Here is an 18,631-nt window from a genome sequence, read left to right as displayed (position 1 = left end):
AACTCTTTATGCGACTGACTTGGAAATGCGTTCAAGCTAACGGGGGGCGCGGCGCTCGCTGAGGAATCATGTTCTTTCCATGCGCTTGTCTTCTTCTAGAATTGGTGCACCGGAGCATCCGAGACCCGCCAGTCGATCTGTCAGAGCCTGTCGAAGATGAATCTCTGAGGGAGTGGTGTCTATTGGCATCGTTACCCCTTCTCCGGTAGCACATGGTTTGTCATTGCGGCGGGTGAGTATGTGTCTAGTGCAAAGGCGACAGCCCAATTTTCGCTAGTCAGTAGTTCCGTATGTGAACCATAACAGGCAACAAAAGCGCCATAAATAAGGTGTTTTCGAGCTATTGCGCTTCTTAAATCTTGAGCCATAACCAATGGACTAAGACACTGGAAGCCTTATGACTATCGAACACACACGCATCAAAACTTACAGCCGAGCTAAGGGTCATTCCGCTCTCGCAGCAGCCGCCTACCGGGGCGGTTTTCTGCTCACTGATCCCAGATCCGACGTCAAGCATGACTACCGGGGCAGGGCTGGAATCATTCAGGCCTGCTGCTTGGCCCCCACTGGATCACCTGCATGGACCAATGACCCGCAGCGTCTGTGGGCGGCGGCGGAGGCGGCGGAGCGTCGTCGCAACAGCACCGTATGTCGCGACTTCACCATCGCCTTACCGCACGAGCTAGACGACAGACGCCGCTGGGATCTCGTTCTCGATGTGTCGCATGCGCTGATCAAGCGGTATGGCTTTGCGCTACAAGCGAGCCATCACCGGCCAACCAAGAACGATCCTCGCTACTTCTACGCTCATCTGTTGGCAACGACTAGGCGCATGGAGGCCTCTGGGCTGGCAGCCAAGACGCGAGTCCTGGACGGGCGTATCAATGGCAAAGGCGAGATTGAGTGGATCCGCGCCATGATCTCCGACCGCATCCATTCCCACTTGGCCCGCAACCAGGCGGAAACCAGAGCAGAGCGCAGTGAACTGAGCCAACGAATTGCCGTGCGCCGAGATGAGGGGATCTTCGTCAAAGGGCTGGCGAGCTTTGAGCAGCTTTTGGAGCGCTACCGTAAGGAAGGCAGCCTCCTGGCAATCCCTGAGGAGCACACAGCCGAGCAGGCGCGCCGAGAGAAAGGCGTCGGAGCGATCAACGCGGTTGCGAGCGGCATCGAGCTTGCGCCGTCTCCGTTAGCAGGCTCTCTGCGTGATAGAGAGATCAGTGCAGGTATGGACGGCGAAGCTCGGTCAAGAGCTCCGGTAGGGACACAAGACCGTCGAGATACGCATTGAGCGCGGTTGCCATGTGCTGGTCCACTCCGAATCCAGCGGCGTTCTGCTGCGAAATCCAGCTTTCTACATGGGTCTGGCGACGCTGCGCTTCTTGTTCGTCGAGTGGAGGTGCGGAGTGACTGGCGATGTGCATGATGGCAAGGAATCCAAGTTGTGGAGTTCCCTGATTCGTAGCACAAAACGCATTGCGGTCAAGATCGAGCGTTGCCTGCAAATCGGAATCAGGGCTTTCCACCCTCGTTGATCGCCTGATTCAAGACTTCATACCACTGATTCATCTCGTTCTCGCTTTGGAACGGGATGGACCACACGGGGTGATCCGTATCCCGGACACTCACAATCAGCGTCCCCTGACGCTTTGAGTTGTGCCAATGCTTCTCCCACGAGCGCACATCCGCCAGCGGGTAGATCTTGACTGCATTGCGAGCACGGATCTTCAACCTGGACCGCTCGACGGACATCGCCAAGCCGCCTGGGGCACCGTAGTAGGAGCGTTCAAAGTCCCGACCGAAGGCCTCCCGCTGGCTTCGGGACTGAAATGCTCGGCTGGTGCCGATGGCGACCAGTACGGCTGCGCTCAGGACAAGCAGGAAGAGGAAGGTGCCAACTGTCATTGGATGTCCTGGGAGAGGGGGTAGGGACGGATCGATCAGAGGACTACTGGACGCGGCCAGTGATCTTCCAGGTGTCACCGACCTCAGTGAACGCGTAGACGCCATCCATCTCGTGGCCGAAGTCCCGGTCCATTGCCATCACATTGCTCGCCACCGCGCAGTTGTAGCTCGGCGCCCCCTCGGCCTTGACGCACTTGCCGCTTTCGAAATCCCTGATTTTGGCCTTGTCGTTGCTGTTGTCTTTGACGTATTGCAGGAACGCGTTCTGACGGTCGTCGTGGGAGGGCCCACCACCGGAGCAGGCAGCCAGAGAGACGATCAGCGCGCCAATGGCGGCAAGGCGAGACTTCAACATGACGGGTCCTTTGAGAGGGTGGGCAGTGCAAGACCGGGTTGCTACAGGGCAAAGAGTACGATAAACGTATGCTACGGGCAACGTAATTTACGAGCAACGTAGCTTACGTTCATCCTTGGGGCATGAATGCTCCTAACGCCCGCAGTGCCCGAGAAATTTTTGCCCTCCGTATGAAAAAGCTGAGGCGGGATCTCGGGATTAGTCAGAAGACACTAGGGGTGGCGATGGGACTGCCGGAGGACGTTGCAGGTGTTCGGATCAACCGATACGAGCGGGCTGTGCACGATTGCGATACGGAGACTGCCCAGAAGATGGCGAAAGCCTTAGGGGTGTCGTTAGCCTATCTATATGCGGAGACGGAGGAGCTTGCTGAACTTATTAAGGAATTCGCGTCTCTGCCGGTGAAGGAGCAGAGGGAGGTGTTGGCTGGGGTTAAGAAAAGGAACGCACGTTAATTTAGAGCTTGCCCCCTGACTCAAACTGACTTTCTCTGTTGCGGCTGACAATGGAAAATTGCTAACAAGGAGCGTGTAATGAGCAGAACGAATTTTAGCGAACATCTCAGAAAATCTTTTCGTAGCTTCCTGAGAGTTCCTGAGTGTCGTGATGGTGAACTCGCCGATCTCAGGATGAAGCTCGCGGCGCTAGAAAAAAAGCAGAACGACGAGATCGTCGATTTAGGCGTTGATCTTGCGGCATTGCGAAACGAGCAGAAGAAGGCTCAGGACGACAGTAGAGATGAAGTCAACAATGAACAGAAGGGGGGCGACGAAAATGCGCCCACGCCAGAAAAGTATTTGACGTTTTTTTCCTACCTTATGAGCATCTTTCTGCTTACTGGGATTGTTGGGTCGATAGTGTTCTGGCGCGCAGGGCGCATTGCCTTCTACATGGCATACCTGTTGCCTATTTTGGCGGCGATAGTTGCTGGGATGGGTATATATTTTTCTGGTGACGATTCGCGTTTAAAGGGCTTCCCATCTTTTATTAAGAATAAGCCTGAGGCATTTTGCTACAAGGCATCGATGTTCCTTCTAATGGGCGGTCTTGCTGCTTTCGTAATGACGGAAAACAAGGGCAGTGCAATGCTTGCGGCTCTATTTTTCCCGCCTGGACTTGCTAGCGCGATGTTCTTCTGGGGACTGCGCTCGGAAAAATGGAAAAGGCCTCCGGAAGGCAGCAACTGCTTGAATCGTGCGGGTTGGATGTTTGCTTGGGCGCTACTGATACTCTCCACTGCCGGTTTCTGCTGGTGGTGCTATGTGATCTACCGTGATGGGACAAGCGAGATCGAAAAAATTTTGGCAGGACTTTGGTAGAGCATCGCTACGGAAGCGGCAAAGTTGGTGGAGGAATAAAGAGCAAGAAAATCCAGAGTAATAGGAGCGCCACTATCCCGTAGGCAAGAGTGACATGGGGCTGCATCAGGTAAAGCGCGCGGTCAGTGATTTTGTCTAGGATTCTATCGATGCTGGCAATAATCCTGTTATTTGTTTTAACGCTCATTGAAAAATCCCTTGGCTGTTAAGTGAATATAAAGAGAAATATTATTTATGCAACCAGGATTTCAATGGTCGTTCGAATTAGGGGAAAGCGTAATAGGTCGATGCCGCATGTGTGACTTGAAGCGGAGGATCGGCGAAGCGGAGGGCGGTGCTCTGTGAAGGCGATGCAATAGCGCACTTATGGATTTTGCTTCGCAAATTCCGTGCTGCGCCTCTCGGCGCGTTTTGCGGTGGCTGGGCCACCTCGTTGATCCGCTTTCGCTGATCAACAAAGCAAGAAACCCTGTGACCAAACGCTCAAAATTGCCTGCTATTTAGGCCTAGACAAGAAATGTTTCGCCCTTTTCCTAGATTTTCAAATCAATCTAGGAGTTCCAAGATGGCGATCTACCACGCAACTATGAAATCTTTCAGCCGGGGAAAGGGGGACTCGTCAGTCGCTGCAGCGGCCTACCGAGCTGGCTTTGACGTGCTAGACGTCGGCACCGGTCTCGGTCATAACTACTCCCGACGTCACGGCGTGGCCTTCCACCAGATGCTCGCGCCCAGAGGCGCTCCCAGTTGGTGCTTGGATGCCAAGAAGTTCTGGAACGCCAATGAGGCTGCCGAAACGCGCCTGAATGCCAGGGTCTGCCGGGAGATCGAAGTGTCTCTCCCCCATAGCCTATCTGCTGATCAGCGCCAAGAGCTCGCTCTTGCGCTGGGGCAACTTCTAGTGGATCGCTTTCAAGTCGCTGTCCTCGTGGCTGTGCATAAGCCGAGCAAACAGGGCGATCAACGCAACCACCACGTCCACTTGCTGATGTCTGCCCGCAAAGTGGGCGCTGATGGCCTAGGCGAGCGCGCATGTGCCGAGTTTGATGCTCGCCAAGGGGGCGGAACACGTGCGCTACGGCAGATTAGGAAAGACATCGAACAGGTGATCAATGGACACTTGGCGATGGCCGGACACAAGAGTCGGGTGGATCACCGGTCACTCAGGGCCCAAGCCAGGGACGCTGCACTCCAAGGCGACTTTGAGCGCGCACGAACCCTCACCCGCAAGCCAATCCGTCACCTTGGGAAGGCAAGAGTTGCTGTCCAGCGGAAGTCTAAGTTCACCGCAGAGATACACGGTGTCGGTGGGAGAGAGGCCGCGATGTCCCTCAGTCGGATCTTGACGGCACACATGAAGCTAAGTGGGGGCATCCTCCACGACACCCCAAGCAACCACACTCACGCAGCAGCTTTGCGCGAACTCCGAAGGGAGCAGTTAGGCAAGGATAGCGATGCTGGTCTGCCCGCACGGGACGCGACGGGTAACCCTGTCAGCCAGGCCAAGAGCCGATTGGCGGGTGCCTCGATGCCCAAGGGCATCCATACCGCTTACAGCGGCCAGACACGACACTTGAGTCGGGTTGCGCGCTTAGCCCGGTCAACAGGCAAAGACGCGGAGATGTTGAACGCTGAGGCGAAGCTGATCGAAGACTGGTTGGAAGCGCAGCGCGAAGTTGCCCAACAGGCATTGGAAGTGTTGCGCCTTGTTCCTGGCATCCAAATCGAGCCCGAATTCCAGCAAGCGCACTCGGCCTTGGTTTGCCGTCGTGTCGACAGCTATGCGAACAAATCGTTCTTGTTTGAAGACACCGAGTCCCTAGCAAAGGCGGTAAGCACCTACGCGCGGATGGTGATCAGGCCCTACCGGGCCCGCATGGAGGTGCTGAATGCCCAAGCAGCGCTTTCTGAGCATGGAGATGCTCCGACCAGCCAAGCTGCCATTCGAGCGCGAAGGGCGCTAGCCCGATCAAAGGTCCATGTGTCACCTCGGATTGTCGCCATCCAAAATTGGCGGATCAATCAGGCACGCCAGAAGATGACGGACGCCTGCAAAAGCTTGGAGAAGAACTTCGCAGTGCCGAAATTGGAGGTTCCAAGCGCTGATGTGACGAGGAACGAAGCAGATGAGTCAGCGGCGCAGCAAGCAGGGAACTGGGAGCTGAAGATCAGGCGTCCCCGTTTCGCCCCTTGATTCCTATCCACCTGCCACAGGTGTGAGAAGCATCATCAATATTTGGATATGCTGCGTTGACGACTATAAGGAGGGGGCAGAAATGGAGTTCGAGAAGATCCGGTCATCGGTCAGGCTCGCCGAATACGCGGTCGTCAATCGGCGACCGCTTCGAACGAAGGAAGACGCACTACGTGCCCTCTCAGAGGAGCTCTTAGTCGGCCCGTGGTTGATCATGAGTGGCCTCGGCATCATCTGGAAGCGTTTGCTCTGGGTCTTCGTCCTGACGTCGATCATCGTGGCCGGTCTTTGCCTTGTTGAGCGGGCTTTCAATCCCGTCATGATCCTCGCCGCGCTGACGCTGGGCGTTATCAGCGTCTACTTTGGCCTTCCTACTCGCACGGTCCTTGCTGGTGTCACCGCAAAGTCCGTTGGAGAGCTTGCTGGCGCCATCGAGGGCCTGGTGAAAGATCAGGGGGATTTGGAGCGCTTGTCGTCTGGGGTGCAGCTCGTAAAAACGCAAACGACCGAGCGAATAGCGCGGTTCAACGTCTTCATTGGCATCGTCTGGGGCGCCTTGTTCTGGCTTGCCACGGCACGCGTGCTTTCCCCGACTGTTGCCCGGGATGTTTTGGAGACGAGTCTTTTCCCAACCATTGCTGCCGCAATCTCGTTCATCGGGCTGTTTGTGGTCGCAGTTGGTTATGCAGCTGCTGTCCGTGTCGTCTATCAGACGTTGGACTTTGCTCTGCTGGAAGTCAAAGCGACGCTTGGCTTGCGGGTTTAGCCCTAGGTCTTTGAGCTGAACAGCGGCGTGGAAGAGGGGGGGGGCGGAGTTGGGCGTATACCCATCAGGCTTTGCAGAGCGTTCTGCTGAGACTACTGTCCAAAGGCGCGGGCTCCGCTTAGACAGAGCCCGTCTCACTAAAAATCAGCCCGGATACGCGGGGAACTTCTCATCAGGGTGATTGGACTTCCATTCTTTATAGGCCGCCGTGCCTTCCCACGCTACGAACGAGCGAGGGGTGCGGCCTCGGCCAGACCAAGTTTCCTGCGTGTGCGGCAGCCAGTATTTCTGGGCGACTGCTTTCTTTTCACCAGAAGCCTTCTTTTGGCGAGCCTGCCCGTTAGACGAACCGCCAACCTGGTTAGCAATATCGGCCTTCTGCTTTGCGGTGAAGTGCTGGCCGTAGCGGCTCAGAATATCTGAGACTTGAAGGAAAGCATCGGATGCTTCATCTTCAATAAGCTTTGCCTCCTGCTCTTCCAGCTTACGCAGCTCTTCGGCGAGCTTGGCTTTTGCCGACGCAATAGAGTCGAGTGTGAGCTTGGTCATAGTGTGGAAAGACTCCGCTAAAAAAGGAGGGCAATTGTTGCACATGAGGCTTGGAAAAAGTGATGCTCAACTACACTCATTTCTCTATCCATCCATGCGAACCGCGTCAGAGATGACTGAATACATATGTTGGGTCACCTCGCTCACCAAGACGTGATCCAGTAGGATCTGCATGATAAGGCCAGCGCTTTCTGCGGTCGGGACAATCTTGCCTTCATCATCAAATTGAATGCCAAGGCCTCTCTTGAGTGCCACTGCTTTCACCGATGCTAGGAAGACTGGGTCTTGATAAATTGACCTTTCTTGAATGACCGCCATGCGCCGCAAATGAATAGTGTTGCTCCCAACATGCTCAACTAGAGGCGACATGTCCGTAAAAATAGCGACGAACTCCGGCAATTCCCGGAGTTGCGCAAATGCATCAACGTAAGGGGTCTTATATTGCAGGATTGATTCAAACCCTGGCTTGTTCGTCACCCATATGTTGTCGCCAAGGACAAACATATCAAAGTTGGGGTCAAGCGTGAACTCGCGCTCTTCCGCAGCCGAAAGCATTCCATTCTTAAAGAAGACGTTTAGCCTGTTCTTCTTGCTGTAACTTGTCTTCCAGTTGCTCGATGACCGGCGCATCGCATAGAGGACTTCATCACCTTTAACGAACTTAACCAAGTAGCCCGTTGAGTTCAGAAGCTCCTTCTCCTCGGTTACATGGTTTTCTGGTTCAGGTTGATCGACAACTTCCTTTACGAGTCCAAAGCTTGTGTCGCCGATACTCACCGACAAGCAGCTATTCTCGTTCGTCTGCGCTAGGTGCGAATAGGGCACCTGCTCAACAACGCGTGCCTGTCCGGCCTTAGCAAAGTTCCTAAGTGCTGTTTGAAGCGCCGGGTCGGCCGTCACGTGCCGTGCAGTGAACTTCGATGTTCGCTTAAAGACCCAGAGATAAACCTCCGTTTCATCAAAATTAAAGGCCTTAAAGGCCTGAAATGCTGCCTGCGTCATAGATCCCCCATCAAGTAGACGTCTTGTATCTTTTCGGCCCGCTGAGGCCCTGGCAGCAGCTTACCGCGTTTCAATACCCTGGCAACACGCGACACCTTTGCCTGGCCAAGGGTCATCTTGACCTCGTAGAGCTGCCATCCAAGCACAATCAGCAGCGGGTTCATCAGAATCTGACCTGACTTATAAGTTATGACGAAGAGCGCTATGAGAAAGACGGCAAATCCCGCGAGCTTCTGCGGTTCGCTGTAGCTTAAGCCCATGAAGGAGACGACATAGGGGAAGACGTAGTTGATCAGGTCGTTAGGCACAGGCCGGACCTCGTGCACCTGCACTGCGAAGGCTGGCGTGACCGACTTGGTCACCTGCATCGTTCTCACAACACAAAGCAGCGTGGCGGCTACTGCGCCTAGGGAAAGCCAAGGATGCTCAAGCAACTGGTAGGTGCAGTGAGAGCTGCTTTCCAAGGCGCACAGGGGCGTGCCCCAGAGCGCTTTGGGCACGTCTTGGACCAACAGTATCAACGCTAGGGGTAGGTAAGAGCCTAGGAAAAGTAGAATGGCAGAGCCGAGCCGGAACTGCATTTTGGTCCTCGCTGTGTCGCGACGTGACAGGCGCTAACTGGTTGATTGAGTAGCACTTCGAGGGGCCGAGACAGCGGTGATAGCCCCCACCTCCCTTCCTGAGTCTCCCTGAGTAAGCAGTCACACAACTTGCAGCTCTGGATCTCCTCGTGACCAACGATAGAGCCCCGCAGTCTGAGCGATTAGCAGGACCAGCATGCAGCCGAGGGACCGCGAAAATTTGCTCGGGCGGGTCTGACATTGTGGCTGATCCCTGCCCGCATTGGGTGCGACCGCCTAGCCCGGCTCCCCTGGCGAGAGGAGCGTCACCGGCTACCGAAACAACGAATCGGGACTGCATTCTATTGAAGGGCACTGGCTCTCCTGAGGCCTGGTGCCCACGAGCATATCCTGCGCCAGTCTCACTAGAGGAGATAAGCCCGCCGAGCATTTAGATCGATCTGGCTCGCCTTAACTGAAAATGTGTCAGGGTCCGGGCTGGGTAGGATTTATCCTACAAGATTAAAGGATAAGATTACCGCCATTGCAAACATGACCTAGGCCATGTCAGGATCTCCACGCTAGTTGTGCTCAACATCACACTATGACGCGGGGGGCGTCTTCTGGATGGATGCAAGCCGAGTTCTGCTGCTGAGCGGCCCTTTTGGCGTAGGCAAATCAAGCCTAACCAGAGAGCTTACGTCGATCTATGACTTCGAAAGAATTAGCACGAGCGCATACCTTAACAATTTCATTCCTGGGGCTGACCATCTTGGTGTGGCGGAGCTTCGCCACGCGCAGCAGCTTACGGGTGATCAGCTCGACGTTGATACCAATTTTCAATGGATCGTAAGGCCAGTTGCCGTGGAGGCCTTGAAAGCGCATCCCTCGGCGTCCCGCTGGATCATAGATGCAGTGCGGAAACCTCTCCAAGTTCACTATTTCCGCCAAGAGTTCGGTGCCGCCGTTCGTCACGTTCACCTCCGTGCGACCGAAGAGCTGCTGCGCTCACGCTATCTCGGTTCAGACGAGCAATACGCTGCGGCGGTATCGCGTCCGAACGAGGTCAGTGCTCGCTCCTTGGGCGCTATCGCGGATGCGGTGATCGACGTCGGCACCCTCTCGCCAGCAGAGCTGGCCGCAATGATTGTGCATGAGGTGAATTAGCGTGAATCAGCATGCCATTGTCGTCATTACAGGAAAGCTAGGTGCTGGAAAGTCCGGGCTTGCCCACGCGCTGCAAGAGACCTATGGGTTTCGCGTTCACGCTCCAAGAGCTATGCAAAGCGCTGGTCGTCCAGCAGAAAGCGGCGACACAGCGTCGTTCGCAACTGCTCAGCGCTTAGCCTTTGAACAAGCCATCCTCACTGAGATTTTGGAGGGCGTACAGAAGCTTGGAGAGGCGGAGCCTGGGCTCGTCGTTGACGGCGCACCGTCTTCTTCGGTGGTCAATCAACTGAGGTCCCGCTTTACGGGTCGACTGACGCACGTACATCTGTACGCGTCCAGGGAGAGACTTCATGCGACGTATATGGATGGCGACGGGGCCGCGCCAGGCGCGCCGTCCTACGAAGAGGTAGATGTGCTGTCCGAAGAAGAGGTGGATGCACTGAAGGCCGATGCTGACGTGCGCATCTCGACCACTCGATCAGATCACGGCGACACGTTGGTGCGTGTCGCGGCGCACCTGCACCTCCTCACCTCGCCGGATGTAAGATGCGTCGATGTGCTCGTTGGTGGACAGTACGGGAGCGAGGGTAAGGGAAATATTGTCGCTTATCTCGCAAACGAGTATGACGTTCTCGTTCGAGTTGGCGGACCCAATGCCGGGCACACAGTCGCCAACGCCTCTGGGAAAGCGATCCACCATCAGCTCCCATCAGGAGCAAGTTTCTCTAAGGCCTCTCTCGTTCTAGGGCCAGGCTTTACCATCAATGTCGAGAAGCTGCTCGCTGAAATTCACCAGTTCAGGATCGAGCAGGAGCGCATCTTCATCGATCCTCAGGCAACAATCATCGAGCAGGAGGATATTGCTGAGGAGGGCGGCGGTGTGGTGGGGGCCATCGCATCGACCGGTAGCGGCAGCGGTGCCGCCAAGGCTCGGAGGATTAGACATCGGGGCTCGCTGTCCAGCCCTGTTAGGCTTGCCAAGCACATCCCCGAGCTAGCTAGCTTTTTGCGACCCACGGAGGAGGTCTTGGAAGAGGCTTATCGCTTCCGTCGATCTGTGCTTTTAGAAGGAACTCAGGGTAGTGCTCTTAGCCTTTACCACGGAACCTACCCCTATGTGACGTCACGAGATACGAACGTTGCGGGATGCTTGGCTGAGGCGGGGATTTCACCAAGTCGCGTGCGAAAAATACTCATGGTCGTACGGACGACGCCCATCAGGGTCGCCAATCCTGACGGAGAAGAGGGTCATGTTTCTGGATCTTTGAAGAATGAGACTACTTTCGAGGAAGTAGCCAGGAAAGCCAAGCTTGTTGCCGATGATGTTGTCGCGGCGGAGATTACATCAACCACAAGGCGGAAGCGCCGGGTTGGGTGGTTCGAGTGGCGAGAGTTTCGTCGAGCCTGCAACTTGAACGCACCAACCGATATTGTGCTCACTTTTGTTGACTACCTGGATCAAGCCAATCAACAGGCTAGGCGGTTTGACCAGCTGGCTGTAGATACGATCAAGTTTATCGAGGAAGTGGAGCGTGTCGCTCAGGCCCCGGTGTCGCTGATCAACACGCGCTTCCCCCAAAAGGATGCCGATTTTGACGACTTGCGATCCATCATTGATCGCAGGAATTGGACCGCTCGATCTTGAATTGGACGTTACACTTGGACATCAACTTCCTCGTAAATCGCTACCCGCAGGTTTTCCATATGGCCAATGCTGGCTCTTGGCCAAGCATTCGAGACAGGGGGCTCCTCTCAGCAACGGCTGCGTTGGATATTCTCAACGTCAGCGGGCCAGAGCGCGCTGGCTTCGAGGATCGCCATCGTCCCGAGATGGCGTCAATCCATCCGGGGCTTTCAGATGACATTGTGTTGCGGGACCAAAAGCCAATGCCACCCAAGCGAATTGAGATGGCGCTGCCGTCCGATGTTAGCGCCGCAGACTGGTATCGCCTGATCAACGGGAAGGTGTTCTTCTGGGCGCGCAAAGAGCGACTGCTTCGATTGCTGAACTCGTATCGAGATTTTGAGCATGATGTGCTTACTTTAGATACATCAAGCCTTTTGACGAGTCATGCATCGCGGGTCCGCCTTTGCCACATGAATTCTGGAAATACATGGCCAATGCCCCATCCACGTGATGCGTCGATCTTCAAATCTATTGATGAGTATCCCGTGCGTCCCAGTGGATTGCCGCAAAAAGAGGTTGTGGAGCTGGTCATTGAGTATGGAGTTCCTGATATCAAGAATCACGTCGTGGCAGTCACTCGGATGAGGGGCTCGGACGAGCTCGGCGTAGTGTGGAGTCGTGATTAGCTTGGGGGGCTTTCAGAGCTTGATTGCTGTTGGCTTATGAGTTGTTGGTTTATTTCAATTGTACGCCGGGAGAGTAAGCTTGAGGATTGGTATATTTAATAACAAGGGTGGCGTGGGTAAGACTACATATACCTACCACGTTGCGCATGTGTTGGCCGGAATGGGGAAGAATATTTTGCTCGTGGATGCAGATCCGCAGTGCAATCTTTCGGCATATTGTCTCGCCGATAAGTCAATTGAGCAGGCGTGGTCGCCCAGCGGAAACAGCCTCTTTAAGAATATTGAACGTGTTCATGAAAGTATTGGCGATATTTATGACCGCCGCCCTTCGGTTGCTAGTGAGGAATATGAGGGGATTTGGATCGTGCCCGGTGATCCTATGCTTAGTGATTTCGAAGACGTTCTTGCTGATACCTGGAATAGGGCTAAGGGGGGGAGCAGCGCGGACATCCGCAAGCAGACGGCCATTCATCGCTATATTAATGCAGCGGAGGAGAAAATTGATTCGGATGTAACGTTTATCGACATGGGTCCTAATCTTGGGCCGCTGAACCGCACGATTCTGACGGCTTGCGATTATTTCATTGTGCCTGTTGCGCCCGATCTTTTCTCAATTCGCGGCACGCAGAACCTAGGCAACAAACTGGTCTCGTGGCGCTCGGAGTGGGATCAGGTCAAGGGTGCTTCTCAGGCGGTTGATATAGATCTTCCGAGTGGCCGGCCTGTGTTTCTAGGCTACGTCCGCCAGCAGCACAATATGCGGTCAAATGAGGATGGGATGACGAGGGGCTGGGCAATGTTTGGAAATCGCCTTGAGGCTGCAATCCAGCAAAACATTGTTGAAAAGCTGGAACCGCTGGGTCAGGTACAGCACTGGTCAGATGATGGCTGGGATCTAGGTGGAATTCCTAATCTTCATAGCTTGGTTCCGTATTCCCAGGAGGCGCGGAAGCCAATTTTCGATTGCACTGCGCGCGATGGGCTGCGCGGAGCGCACCAGTCTAAAGCGCGGGAAACACGAGAGCTCTATGAGCCAATGGCCGAAACTTTGGTTGGGCTGCTTTAGAAGGGCCCAGTTGAGCGTATGGGCGGGCCCTTTCGAGCATCTCCTAAACTGTCCGCAACAATGGTTAGTTTGTAGCCTAGTTGTCCTCTAGTTCTCGTGGGAGCGCGCCAGGTCGCAGCTATGGCTGCGTCCTGGCCTGAGATCAGCGCTTTTGGTGGTGGCGGGTTTTCTATTTTGGATTCTTCCGAATCTTGGATTTCGTCCTAACGAGAACAAGCATATTTGGATTGTAGGCTGCCCGGTGGCGGTCCGTTATGCTTGCTATATTTTTAATCGGGCGTCGTCGGCGCCTGCTTATGAAGCGAAGGGATACCTTGGGCTCTCAATGCGGTGATTTCTCTCCACTGATGATGATCGCTGTAGCTTTGCGATGACCGAGTCAGGAATTTGTGTAAGTTCGCAGCAGTCGTGCCAGCCAGTGAGCTAGGATCCTATCGAGGGTGACTTGAGTAGCGGCCTTCATCTGCATATAGTGGGGTATCGTTTGAGGTATCGTTTTTTTAGCTGTCTCTTCTTCGAAACGTGAGGCAGGACAGTGACTTAGCGTTGGGTTGGGTATCATCCCTTCGCCCGCTCCAGAATCCAGACCCCGGAAGCGGCATTGTCGTTTCCGGGGTTTTTCGTTTGCGCACGGCGTACAGATTCAAACAATCCGCATGTCCGGCCGCTGCGGCCTCCGCTAGCGTATTGCTCTCATTTCAGGGAGTACGCCGGCATGGATCGCAGGGATGACGTCGTCACCGCGCTGCATCGGATCTTTCTTTCCGCTGGCATTGGCTCGGCCAAACAGGTTGAAGCGGTTCGAGCACTCGGGCGCGCCGGTGGCCCGCAGGCGGCGCAGTTGATCGGGCAGATCTATCAGGAGGCCTTCAGTGGATCGGCGATCCAGATGGCCTGCATCGCGGCGCTGGGCGAAGCGGCGCGCACATATCCGTCGGTGCTGCCAGGCCCCGATTGAGCTGGGCAGCCCCTGCCGCGCATGGACCGAACAGCATCATCCAGACGCAACGTCGCCACGCTATGCTGCGCGCCTGCCGACCGATCCCACTGCGATGAAGCTCGCCATCCTGTCCCGCAACACCCGGCTCTATTCCACCCGTCGGCTGGTCGAGGCCGCGCGCGCGCGCGGCCATACCGTACGCATCCTGGATCCGCTGCGCTGCTACATGCGCATCGCCGCGGACGGCTTTTCCATGCACTACAAGGGCCGGCCGATGACCGGCGTAGACGCGGTCATCCCGCGCATCGGCGCTTCGGTCACCCGCTACGGCACCGCCGTGCTGCGCCAGTTCGAGCTGATGGGCGCGCGCACGCCCAACCCGTCCGACGCGATCCTGCGTTCGCGCGACAAGCTGCGGGCGCACCAGCTGCTGGCGGCCAAGGGCATCGACATGCCGGTCACCGTCTTTGGCGACAACCCTGACGACACCGTCGACCTGCTGTCCATGCTCGGCCCGCCGCCGCACGTGGTGAAGCTCAACGAAGGCACCCAGGGCCGCGGTGTGATCCTCACCGAGAAGGCCAGCGCTTCGCGCGGCATCGTCGAAGCCCTGCGTGGGCTGTATGCCAACTTCCTGATGCAGGAGTTCATCGGCGAGGCCAAGGGCGCCGACCTGCGCTGCTTCGTGGTCGGCGACCAGGTGGTGGCGTCGATGCAGCGTCAGGCCCCGGAAGGGGATTTCCGCTCGAACCTGCATGCCGGCGGTACCGCGGTGGCGTCCAAGGCCAGCCGGGCCGAGCAGCAGGTGGCGGTGCGTTCCGCCAAGGCGCTGGGGTTGGGCGTCTGTGGCGTGGACCTGATCCGCTCCGAGCGCGGCCCGCTGGTGTTGGAGGTGAACTCCACCCCGGGTCTGGAAGGGATCGAGGCTGCCTGCGGGGTGGACGTGGCCGCACGCATCATCGCGCATGTCGAGAAAATCAAAAAACCTTGATATTTCAGCGGGTTGAAATTTAATTCAGGCAGGGTTGGCGGGTTTAACACCGCTTTAATCGCCCCGGGCGTAGCCTTCAACGAACCGCAGCTCTGCCTCTCAGCAGGATCGGTATCGGGATACAACTTCAGGCCCAGGCGGGTGCACCGCCTGGGTCTTTTTTATGCTCGATGCCCCCCTGCCAAGGGTCCCTTGTGGGCGCGCGGGGACACTCGTAGAGTTGGGCCTTCGTTCCGAAGGATCGGGAGGTTGGCGATGTACCGCACCACGATGATCGTGCTGTTGCTGTGCCTGCCTGGCGTTGCACTGGCCAAGCCGGAAAAGGCGGCTGTGCAGATGGACCGCCAGAGCCCGGTGGCCGAGCAGGTCCGCCAGGTCGAAAAAGCCCTGCAGCAGGGCGATTACAACGAAATCTCCGCCGAGGACCGCAGTCAGGTCCAGCAGGCGCTGGCGCGGATCACCCAGCGGATGGGCGACCGCCAGACCGTCCAGGAGTTGCCGCCGCAGGTGCAGAACGACGTTTTCAACGATCAGGAGCGGGTCAACATCATCCTCACGCGCGCCCACGACGACAGTCGCCAGATCTGCTCATACCAGCGCACTACGGGCAGCAATATGCCCAAGAGCCGCTGCCTGACCGTCGCCCAGCGGCGACGTATCGAAGAGAAGGGCAAGGCCCTGCTCAACGACCAGCGCACCAATAGCAATTTGAATCCGGATTCCAAGCTTTAGGGCCGCCTGCACCCTGCCGGCCAGCACTTGCTGGCAGAGCGCGCATCCGCATACAGTCGGCGTTCACCTCAGACAGGGATTCGTTTGTATGAAGCATCCAGTGATATCAGCGGTTCTGGTTTCGGCATTGGTGCTGGTTGCTGCCTCGGCAGCGGCCAAGAGTGCCGAAGAGGTGTTCTTGCCGGGCAAGCCGCTGCTGCAGCAGATTGAGCGCATCGAGATCGAACTCAACGACGGCGAAACCTATTCCGAGCTGCGCCAGGAAGAGCGCGGCAAGGTCCGTGAGACCCTGGTTCGCATCCGTGCCGCCGCCGAGCAGTATCCGACCAGGGAGGCGATGCCTGAATCGGTACGAACTGAGGTCTTCAACGATCAGCAGGTCGTGAACACCGTTTTGACACAGGCGCGTGAAGATAGTCGTCTAATATGCCGACGTGAGAAGGCCATCGGTTCCAACATGTCGTCCACGCAATGCATGACCGTCGCCGAGCGTGCTCGGCAGAAGGACAAGGCACAGCGCGACATGGGCCAGGCCCAGCGCGTCGGTAAATTCGTCAATTAGAGGTGACAGTGAGAATCCTGGTAATCGAAGACAACAGCGACATTGCGGCCAATCTGGGCGACTACCTGGAGGACCGGGGCCACACCGTGGACTTCGCTGCCGACGGAGTGACCGGGTTGCATCTGGCTGTCGTGCACGAGTTCGACGCGATTGTCCTGGATCTCAACCTGCCGGGCATGGACGGTATCGAGGTCTGCCGCAAGCTTCGCAACGAAGCACGCAAGCAGACCCCGGTGCTGATGTTGACCGCGCGCGATTCGCTGGACAACAAACTGGCTGGCTTTGATTCCGGTGCTGACGACTACCTGATCAAGCCGTTCGCGCTGCAGGAAGTCGAAGTACGTCTGAACGCCCTGTCGCGTCGCGGCAAGGGCGTGCAGACCCGCGTGCTGGAAACCGGTGACCTGGAATACAACCTGGACACGCTGGAAGTGCGTCGCCAGGGCAAGCTGCTGCAGCTCAACCCGACCGCACTGAAGATCCTGCAGGCGTTGATGGAAGCGGCCCCGGCCGTGGTCACCCGGCAGGAACTGGAAACCCGTGTCTGGGGCGAAGAGCTGCCGGACTCCGATTCGCTGCGCGTGCACATCCATGGCCTGCGCGCTGTGGTGGACAAGCCCTTTGAAGTGCCGATGATCCAGACCCGCCATGGCATCGGATACCGCATCGCCACGCCGGAAGCCTGATTCTGTGGCAAGCAAGGGGGAGCGCCGGCGCACGCCTTATCGGCGGCGTCTGCGCAGCCGCATCATCGTCTCGTTCGTGTTGTTGGGCTTCTGCCTGACGACACTGTTCGCGTTTGCCACCAACTGGGCCCGCATGCGGGTGGAAAACCAGTTGGTGGAAGACGTGATGAACCGCAACATCAGCGAGTACGTGCGGCGTTACTACGAAAGCCCGGACCGCAACCCCGACCTGCCGGTGCAGCAGATGCGCGCGCGCCTGATCAAGCCGGACAAGTTCGAGGCGCTGCGCGAGGAGGAGCCGGACTGGTACGAGTTCAAGGACGGCCTGTACAACATGGGCGGTGTGGACGAGCGCGGAGAGCGCTATTCCTACAAGCTGGCCGTGCGCAAGACCCCTGATGCCTGGGCGTTCCTGGCCTACGACATGACCGACAGCGTTCGCGGTGGGCAGCAGCTCAACCGCGCGCTGTTCCTGTCGGTGCTGGTGTTCAGCCTGTTGTCGTTGGTGCTGGGTTGGTGGTCGGCCTCCAAGGTGATGAAGCCGGTCTCGGATCTGGCCGCGCGCCTGCGTGCGTACCGTGGCGGCACCAGCGACCCCGAACCCTTGGCGCCGCGCTTCCCCGATGACGAAGTGGGGCAGCTGGCCCAGGCGCTCGATGACTATTCTTCGCGGCTGACCGAAGTGGTGCAGCGCGACCGTGAGTTCAATGCGGACGTCAGCCATGAGCTGCGTACGCCGCTGGCGGTGATCCGTGGCGCTACCGAGCTGCTGCTGACCCGCCCGGGCCTGGACGAGAAGGTGCTGCAGCGCCTGCAGCGCATCCAACGTGCCGAGCAACAGTGCAGCGATCTGATCGGCGCGCTGTTGCTGCTGTCGCGCAACGAACGCGGCCAGGGCAGCAGCAATGTGGCGCGTGTGGCCGAACAGCTGCTGGATGCGCATCGCGCGCAGTTGGGTGGCAAGCCGCTGGAACTGCATCTGGATGGCGAACGCGATCTGGTCATCGACGCCCCCGAAGCGGCGTTGTCGGTGGCGCTGGGCAACCTGATCGGCAATGCGGTGAAGTATTCGCAGGATGGCGAAGTCCGCGTGCATGTGGGTGCCAACGCCGTATCGGTGACCGACAGCGGGCCGGGCCTGAGCGAGGAAGATGCCGCCAAGCTGTTCCAGCGCGGTTATCGCGGCACCCATGCCGGTCATTCGCAGGGCGGCGGTATCGGCCTGTCGATCGTCAGCCGCCTGTGCGACCTGTACGGCTGGCAGGTAAGCGTGCGCCCGGGCGGCGCCCGTGGCGTGATCGCCACCCTGACGTTCTCGCCGAAGCCGCTGTAATTCATTCTGGCTGCTCCTTTGGTAGGTGCCGACCTTGGTCGGCACGAATCCATCCGTCGTCGAAATCTCCCACTCGGCGCGAAATGTCGCATGCAACGCCAATGCAGTTTTCGCGAAGGCGCGGCGTTTCTGGCCCCGCACGACACCTGCGTGACGCACTCCGCGCCCTGTGCGTGTCACACCGCACG

Annotated in this window: 20 protein-coding genes; 15 read left to right on the top strand and 5 right to left on the bottom strand. The window is 57.3% G+C overall.

The features are described from left to right. The first annotated feature begins 397 nt into the window (after positions 1-397). The gene (locus CR156_RS14930; protein WP_100553402.1) at positions 398-1,291 is read left to right on the top strand and encodes a MobA/MobL family protein; all 894 of its coding nucleotides are present in this window, start codon (positions 398-400) and stop codon (positions 1,289-1,291) included. Positions 1,292-1,512: 221 nt separating this feature from the next. On the opposite strand, the gene CR156_RS14920 is transcribed toward CR156_RS14930, so the two are convergent. Both CR156_RS14920 and CR156_RS14915 read right to left on the bottom strand, forming a co-directional pair. Continuing rightward, positions 1,513-1,905 (bottom strand): hypothetical protein, encoded by a 393-nt coding sequence (locus tag CR156_RS14920; protein ID WP_100553400.1) that lies wholly within the window; start codon positions 1,903-1,905, stop codon positions 1,513-1,515. A 43-nt stretch (positions 1,906-1,948) separates the two neighbouring features. Further along, complete coding sequence (locus tag CR156_RS14915) at positions 1,949-2,260, bottom strand: hypothetical protein (protein ID WP_100553399.1); 312 nt, start codon at positions 2,258-2,260, stop codon at positions 1,949-1,951. 170 nt (positions 2,261-2,430) lie between these two features. Here CR156_RS14915 and CR156_RS14910 point away from each other — a divergent pair, with 170 nt between their 5' ends. From CR156_RS14910 to CR156_RS14895, 4 genes are all read left to right on the top strand, one after another. Beyond that, positions 2,431-2,715 (top strand): helix-turn-helix domain-containing protein, encoded by a 285-nt coding sequence (locus CR156_RS14910; RefSeq protein ID WP_100553398.1) that lies wholly within the window; start codon positions 2,431-2,433, stop codon positions 2,713-2,715. Positions 2,716-2,793: 78 nt separating this feature from the next. Next, complete coding sequence (locus tag CR156_RS14905; RefSeq protein WP_133120094.1) at positions 2,794-3,579, top strand: hypothetical protein; 786 nt, start codon at positions 2,794-2,796, stop codon at positions 3,577-3,579. A 565-nt stretch (positions 3,580-4,144) separates the two neighbouring features. Continuing rightward, a complete protein-coding gene (locus tag CR156_RS14900) occupies positions 4,145-5,773 on the top strand; it encodes a MobA/MobL family protein (protein ID WP_100553396.1) in 1,629 nt (542 codons plus the stop codon). An 82-nt stretch (positions 5,774-5,855) separates the two neighbouring features. After that, the gene (locus CR156_RS14895; protein WP_100553395.1) at positions 5,856-6,539 is read left to right on the top strand and encodes a hypothetical protein; all 684 of its coding nucleotides are present in this window, start codon (positions 5,856-5,858) and stop codon (positions 6,537-6,539) included. A 144-nt stretch (positions 6,540-6,683) separates the two neighbouring features. On the opposite strand, the gene CR156_RS14890 is transcribed toward CR156_RS14895, so the two are convergent. The 3 genes from CR156_RS14890 to CR156_RS14880 form a co-directional block, all read right to left on the bottom strand. Continuing rightward, positions 6,684-7,088, bottom strand: coding sequence for an H-NS histone family protein (locus CR156_RS14890; protein ID WP_100554190.1), 405 nt, complete (start codon positions 7,086-7,088; stop codon positions 6,684-6,686). An 84-nt stretch (positions 7,089-7,172) separates the two neighbouring features. Further along, positions 7,173-8,090, bottom strand: a complete 918-nt coding sequence (locus CR156_RS14885) for a Kiwa anti-phage protein KwaB-like domain-containing protein (protein ID WP_100553394.1) — start codon at positions 8,088-8,090, stop codon at positions 7,173-7,175. After that, entirely contained in the window at positions 8,087-8,671 is a 585-nt protein-coding gene (locus CR156_RS14880; RefSeq protein WP_100553393.1) for a hypothetical protein, read from the bottom strand. The genes CR156_RS14885 and CR156_RS14880 overlap by 4 nt, the downstream gene beginning before the upstream one ends. 606 nt (positions 8,672-9,277) lie before the next feature. Between CR156_RS14880 and CR156_RS14875 the strand changes: the two genes are divergently transcribed. The 10 genes from CR156_RS14875 to CR156_RS14830 all read left to right on the top strand — a co-directional run bounded on the left by CR156_RS14875 (position 9,278) and on the right by CR156_RS14830 (position 18,443). Continuing rightward, positions 9,278-9,817: an AAA family ATPase gene (locus CR156_RS14875; RefSeq protein ID WP_100553392.1), complete on the top strand. Its 540-nt coding sequence runs from the start codon at positions 9,278-9,280 to the stop codon at positions 9,815-9,817. 1 nt (position 9,818) lies between these two features. Beyond that, the gene (locus CR156_RS14870) at positions 9,819-11,465 is read left to right on the top strand and encodes an adenylosuccinate synthetase (protein WP_100553391.1); all 1,647 of its coding nucleotides are present in this window, start codon (positions 9,819-9,821) and stop codon (positions 11,463-11,465) included. A 14-nt stretch (positions 11,466-11,479) separates the two neighbouring features. After that, on the top strand, positions 11,480-12,133 hold the full coding sequence (locus CR156_RS14865; RefSeq protein ID WP_100554189.1) for a DUF7002 family protein: 654 nt from the start codon (positions 11,480-11,482) through the stop codon (positions 12,131-12,133). A 58-nt stretch (positions 12,134-12,191) separates the two neighbouring features. Beyond that, positions 12,192-13,199: a ParA family protein gene (locus CR156_RS14860; RefSeq protein WP_341476975.1), complete on the top strand. Its 1,008-nt coding sequence runs from the start codon at positions 12,192-12,194 to the stop codon at positions 13,197-13,199. Positions 13,200-13,914: 715 nt separating this feature from the next. Beyond that, the gene (locus CR156_RS14855; RefSeq protein WP_100553390.1) at positions 13,915-14,157 is read left to right on the top strand and encodes a hypothetical protein; all 243 of its coding nucleotides are present in this window, start codon (positions 13,915-13,917) and stop codon (positions 14,155-14,157) included. A gap of 94 nt (positions 14,158-14,251) precedes the next feature. Continuing rightward, entirely contained in the window at positions 14,252-15,130 is an 879-nt protein-coding gene (rimK, locus tag CR156_RS14850; RefSeq protein ID WP_100553389.1) for a 30S ribosomal protein S6--L-glutamate ligase, read from the top strand. A 255-nt stretch (positions 15,131-15,385) separates the two neighbouring features. Next, positions 15,386-15,862 (top strand): hypothetical protein, encoded by a 477-nt coding sequence (locus CR156_RS14845; RefSeq protein ID WP_100553388.1) that lies wholly within the window; start codon positions 15,386-15,388, stop codon positions 15,860-15,862. A gap of 88 nt (positions 15,863-15,950) precedes the next feature. Further along, positions 15,951-16,424, top strand: a complete 474-nt coding sequence (locus tag CR156_RS14840; protein WP_100553387.1) for a hypothetical protein — start codon at positions 15,951-15,953, stop codon at positions 16,422-16,424. An 8-nt stretch (positions 16,425-16,432) separates the two neighbouring features. After that, positions 16,433-17,110, top strand: a complete 678-nt coding sequence (locus CR156_RS14835) for a response regulator transcription factor (protein ID WP_025874286.1) — start codon at positions 16,433-16,435, stop codon at positions 17,108-17,110. After that, positions 17,073-18,443, top strand: coding sequence for a sensor histidine kinase (locus CR156_RS14830; protein WP_100460170.1), 1,371 nt, complete (start codon positions 17,073-17,075; stop codon positions 18,441-18,443). The genes CR156_RS14835 and CR156_RS14830 overlap by 38 nt, the downstream gene beginning before the upstream one ends. Positions 18,444-18,631 lie beyond the last annotated feature (188 nt).

This window comes from Stenotrophomonas lactitubi (assembly GCF_002803515.1).
Lineage (GTDB): Bacteria > Pseudomonadota > Gammaproteobacteria > Xanthomonadales > Xanthomonadaceae > Stenotrophomonas > Stenotrophomonas lactitubi.
Note: the sequence above shows the minus strand (reverse complement) of the source record. Positions and strands in the feature narration are given on the sequence as shown.

Coding starts and splice junctions, on each gene's coding strand:
- CR156_RS14930 (WP_100553402.1), top strand. CDS start 398: ATGACTATCGAACACACACGCATCAAAACTTACAGCCGAGCTAAGGGT.
- CR156_RS14920 (WP_100553400.1), bottom strand. CDS start 1,905: ATGACAGTTGGCACCTTCCTCTTCCTGCTTGTCCTGAGCGCAGCCGTA.
- CR156_RS14915 (WP_100553399.1), bottom strand. CDS start 2,260: ATGTTGAAGTCTCGCCTTGCCGCCATTGGCGCGCTGATCGTCTCTCTG.
- CR156_RS14910 (WP_100553398.1), top strand. CDS start 2,431: ATGAAAAAGCTGAGGCGGGATCTCGGGATTAGTCAGAAGACACTAGGG.
- CR156_RS14905 (WP_133120094.1), top strand. CDS start 2,794: ATGAGCAGAACGAATTTTAGCGAACATCTCAGAAAATCTTTTCGTAGC.
- CR156_RS14900 (WP_100553396.1), top strand. CDS start 4,145: ATGGCGATCTACCACGCAACTATGAAATCTTTCAGCCGGGGAAAGGGG.
- CR156_RS14895 (WP_100553395.1), top strand. CDS start 5,856: ATGGAGTTCGAGAAGATCCGGTCATCGGTCAGGCTCGCCGAATACGCG.
- CR156_RS14890 (WP_100554190.1), bottom strand. CDS start 7,088: ATGACCAAGCTCACACTCGACTCTATTGCGTCGGCAAAAGCCAAGCTC.
- CR156_RS14885 (WP_100553394.1), bottom strand. CDS start 8,090: ATGACGCAGGCAGCATTTCAGGCCTTTAAGGCCTTTAATTTTGATGAA.
- CR156_RS14880 (WP_100553393.1), bottom strand. CDS start 8,671: ATGCAGTTCCGGCTCGGCTCTGCCATTCTACTTTTCCTAGGCTCTTAC.
- CR156_RS14875 (WP_100553392.1), top strand. CDS start 9,278: ATGGATGCAAGCCGAGTTCTGCTGCTGAGCGGCCCTTTTGGCGTAGGC.
- CR156_RS14855 (WP_100553390.1), top strand. CDS start 13,915: ATGGATCGCAGGGATGACGTCGTCACCGCGCTGCATCGGATCTTTCTT.
- rimK (WP_100553389.1), top strand. CDS start 14,252: ATGAAGCTCGCCATCCTGTCCCGCAACACCCGGCTCTATTCCACCCGT.
- CR156_RS14845 (WP_100553388.1), top strand. CDS start 15,386: ATGTACCGCACCACGATGATCGTGCTGTTGCTGTGCCTGCCTGGCGTT.
- CR156_RS14840 (WP_100553387.1), top strand. CDS start 15,951: ATGAAGCATCCAGTGATATCAGCGGTTCTGGTTTCGGCATTGGTGCTG.
- CR156_RS14830 (WP_100460170.1), top strand. CDS start 17,073: ATGGCATCGGATACCGCATCGCCACGCCGGAAGCCTGATTCTGTGGCA.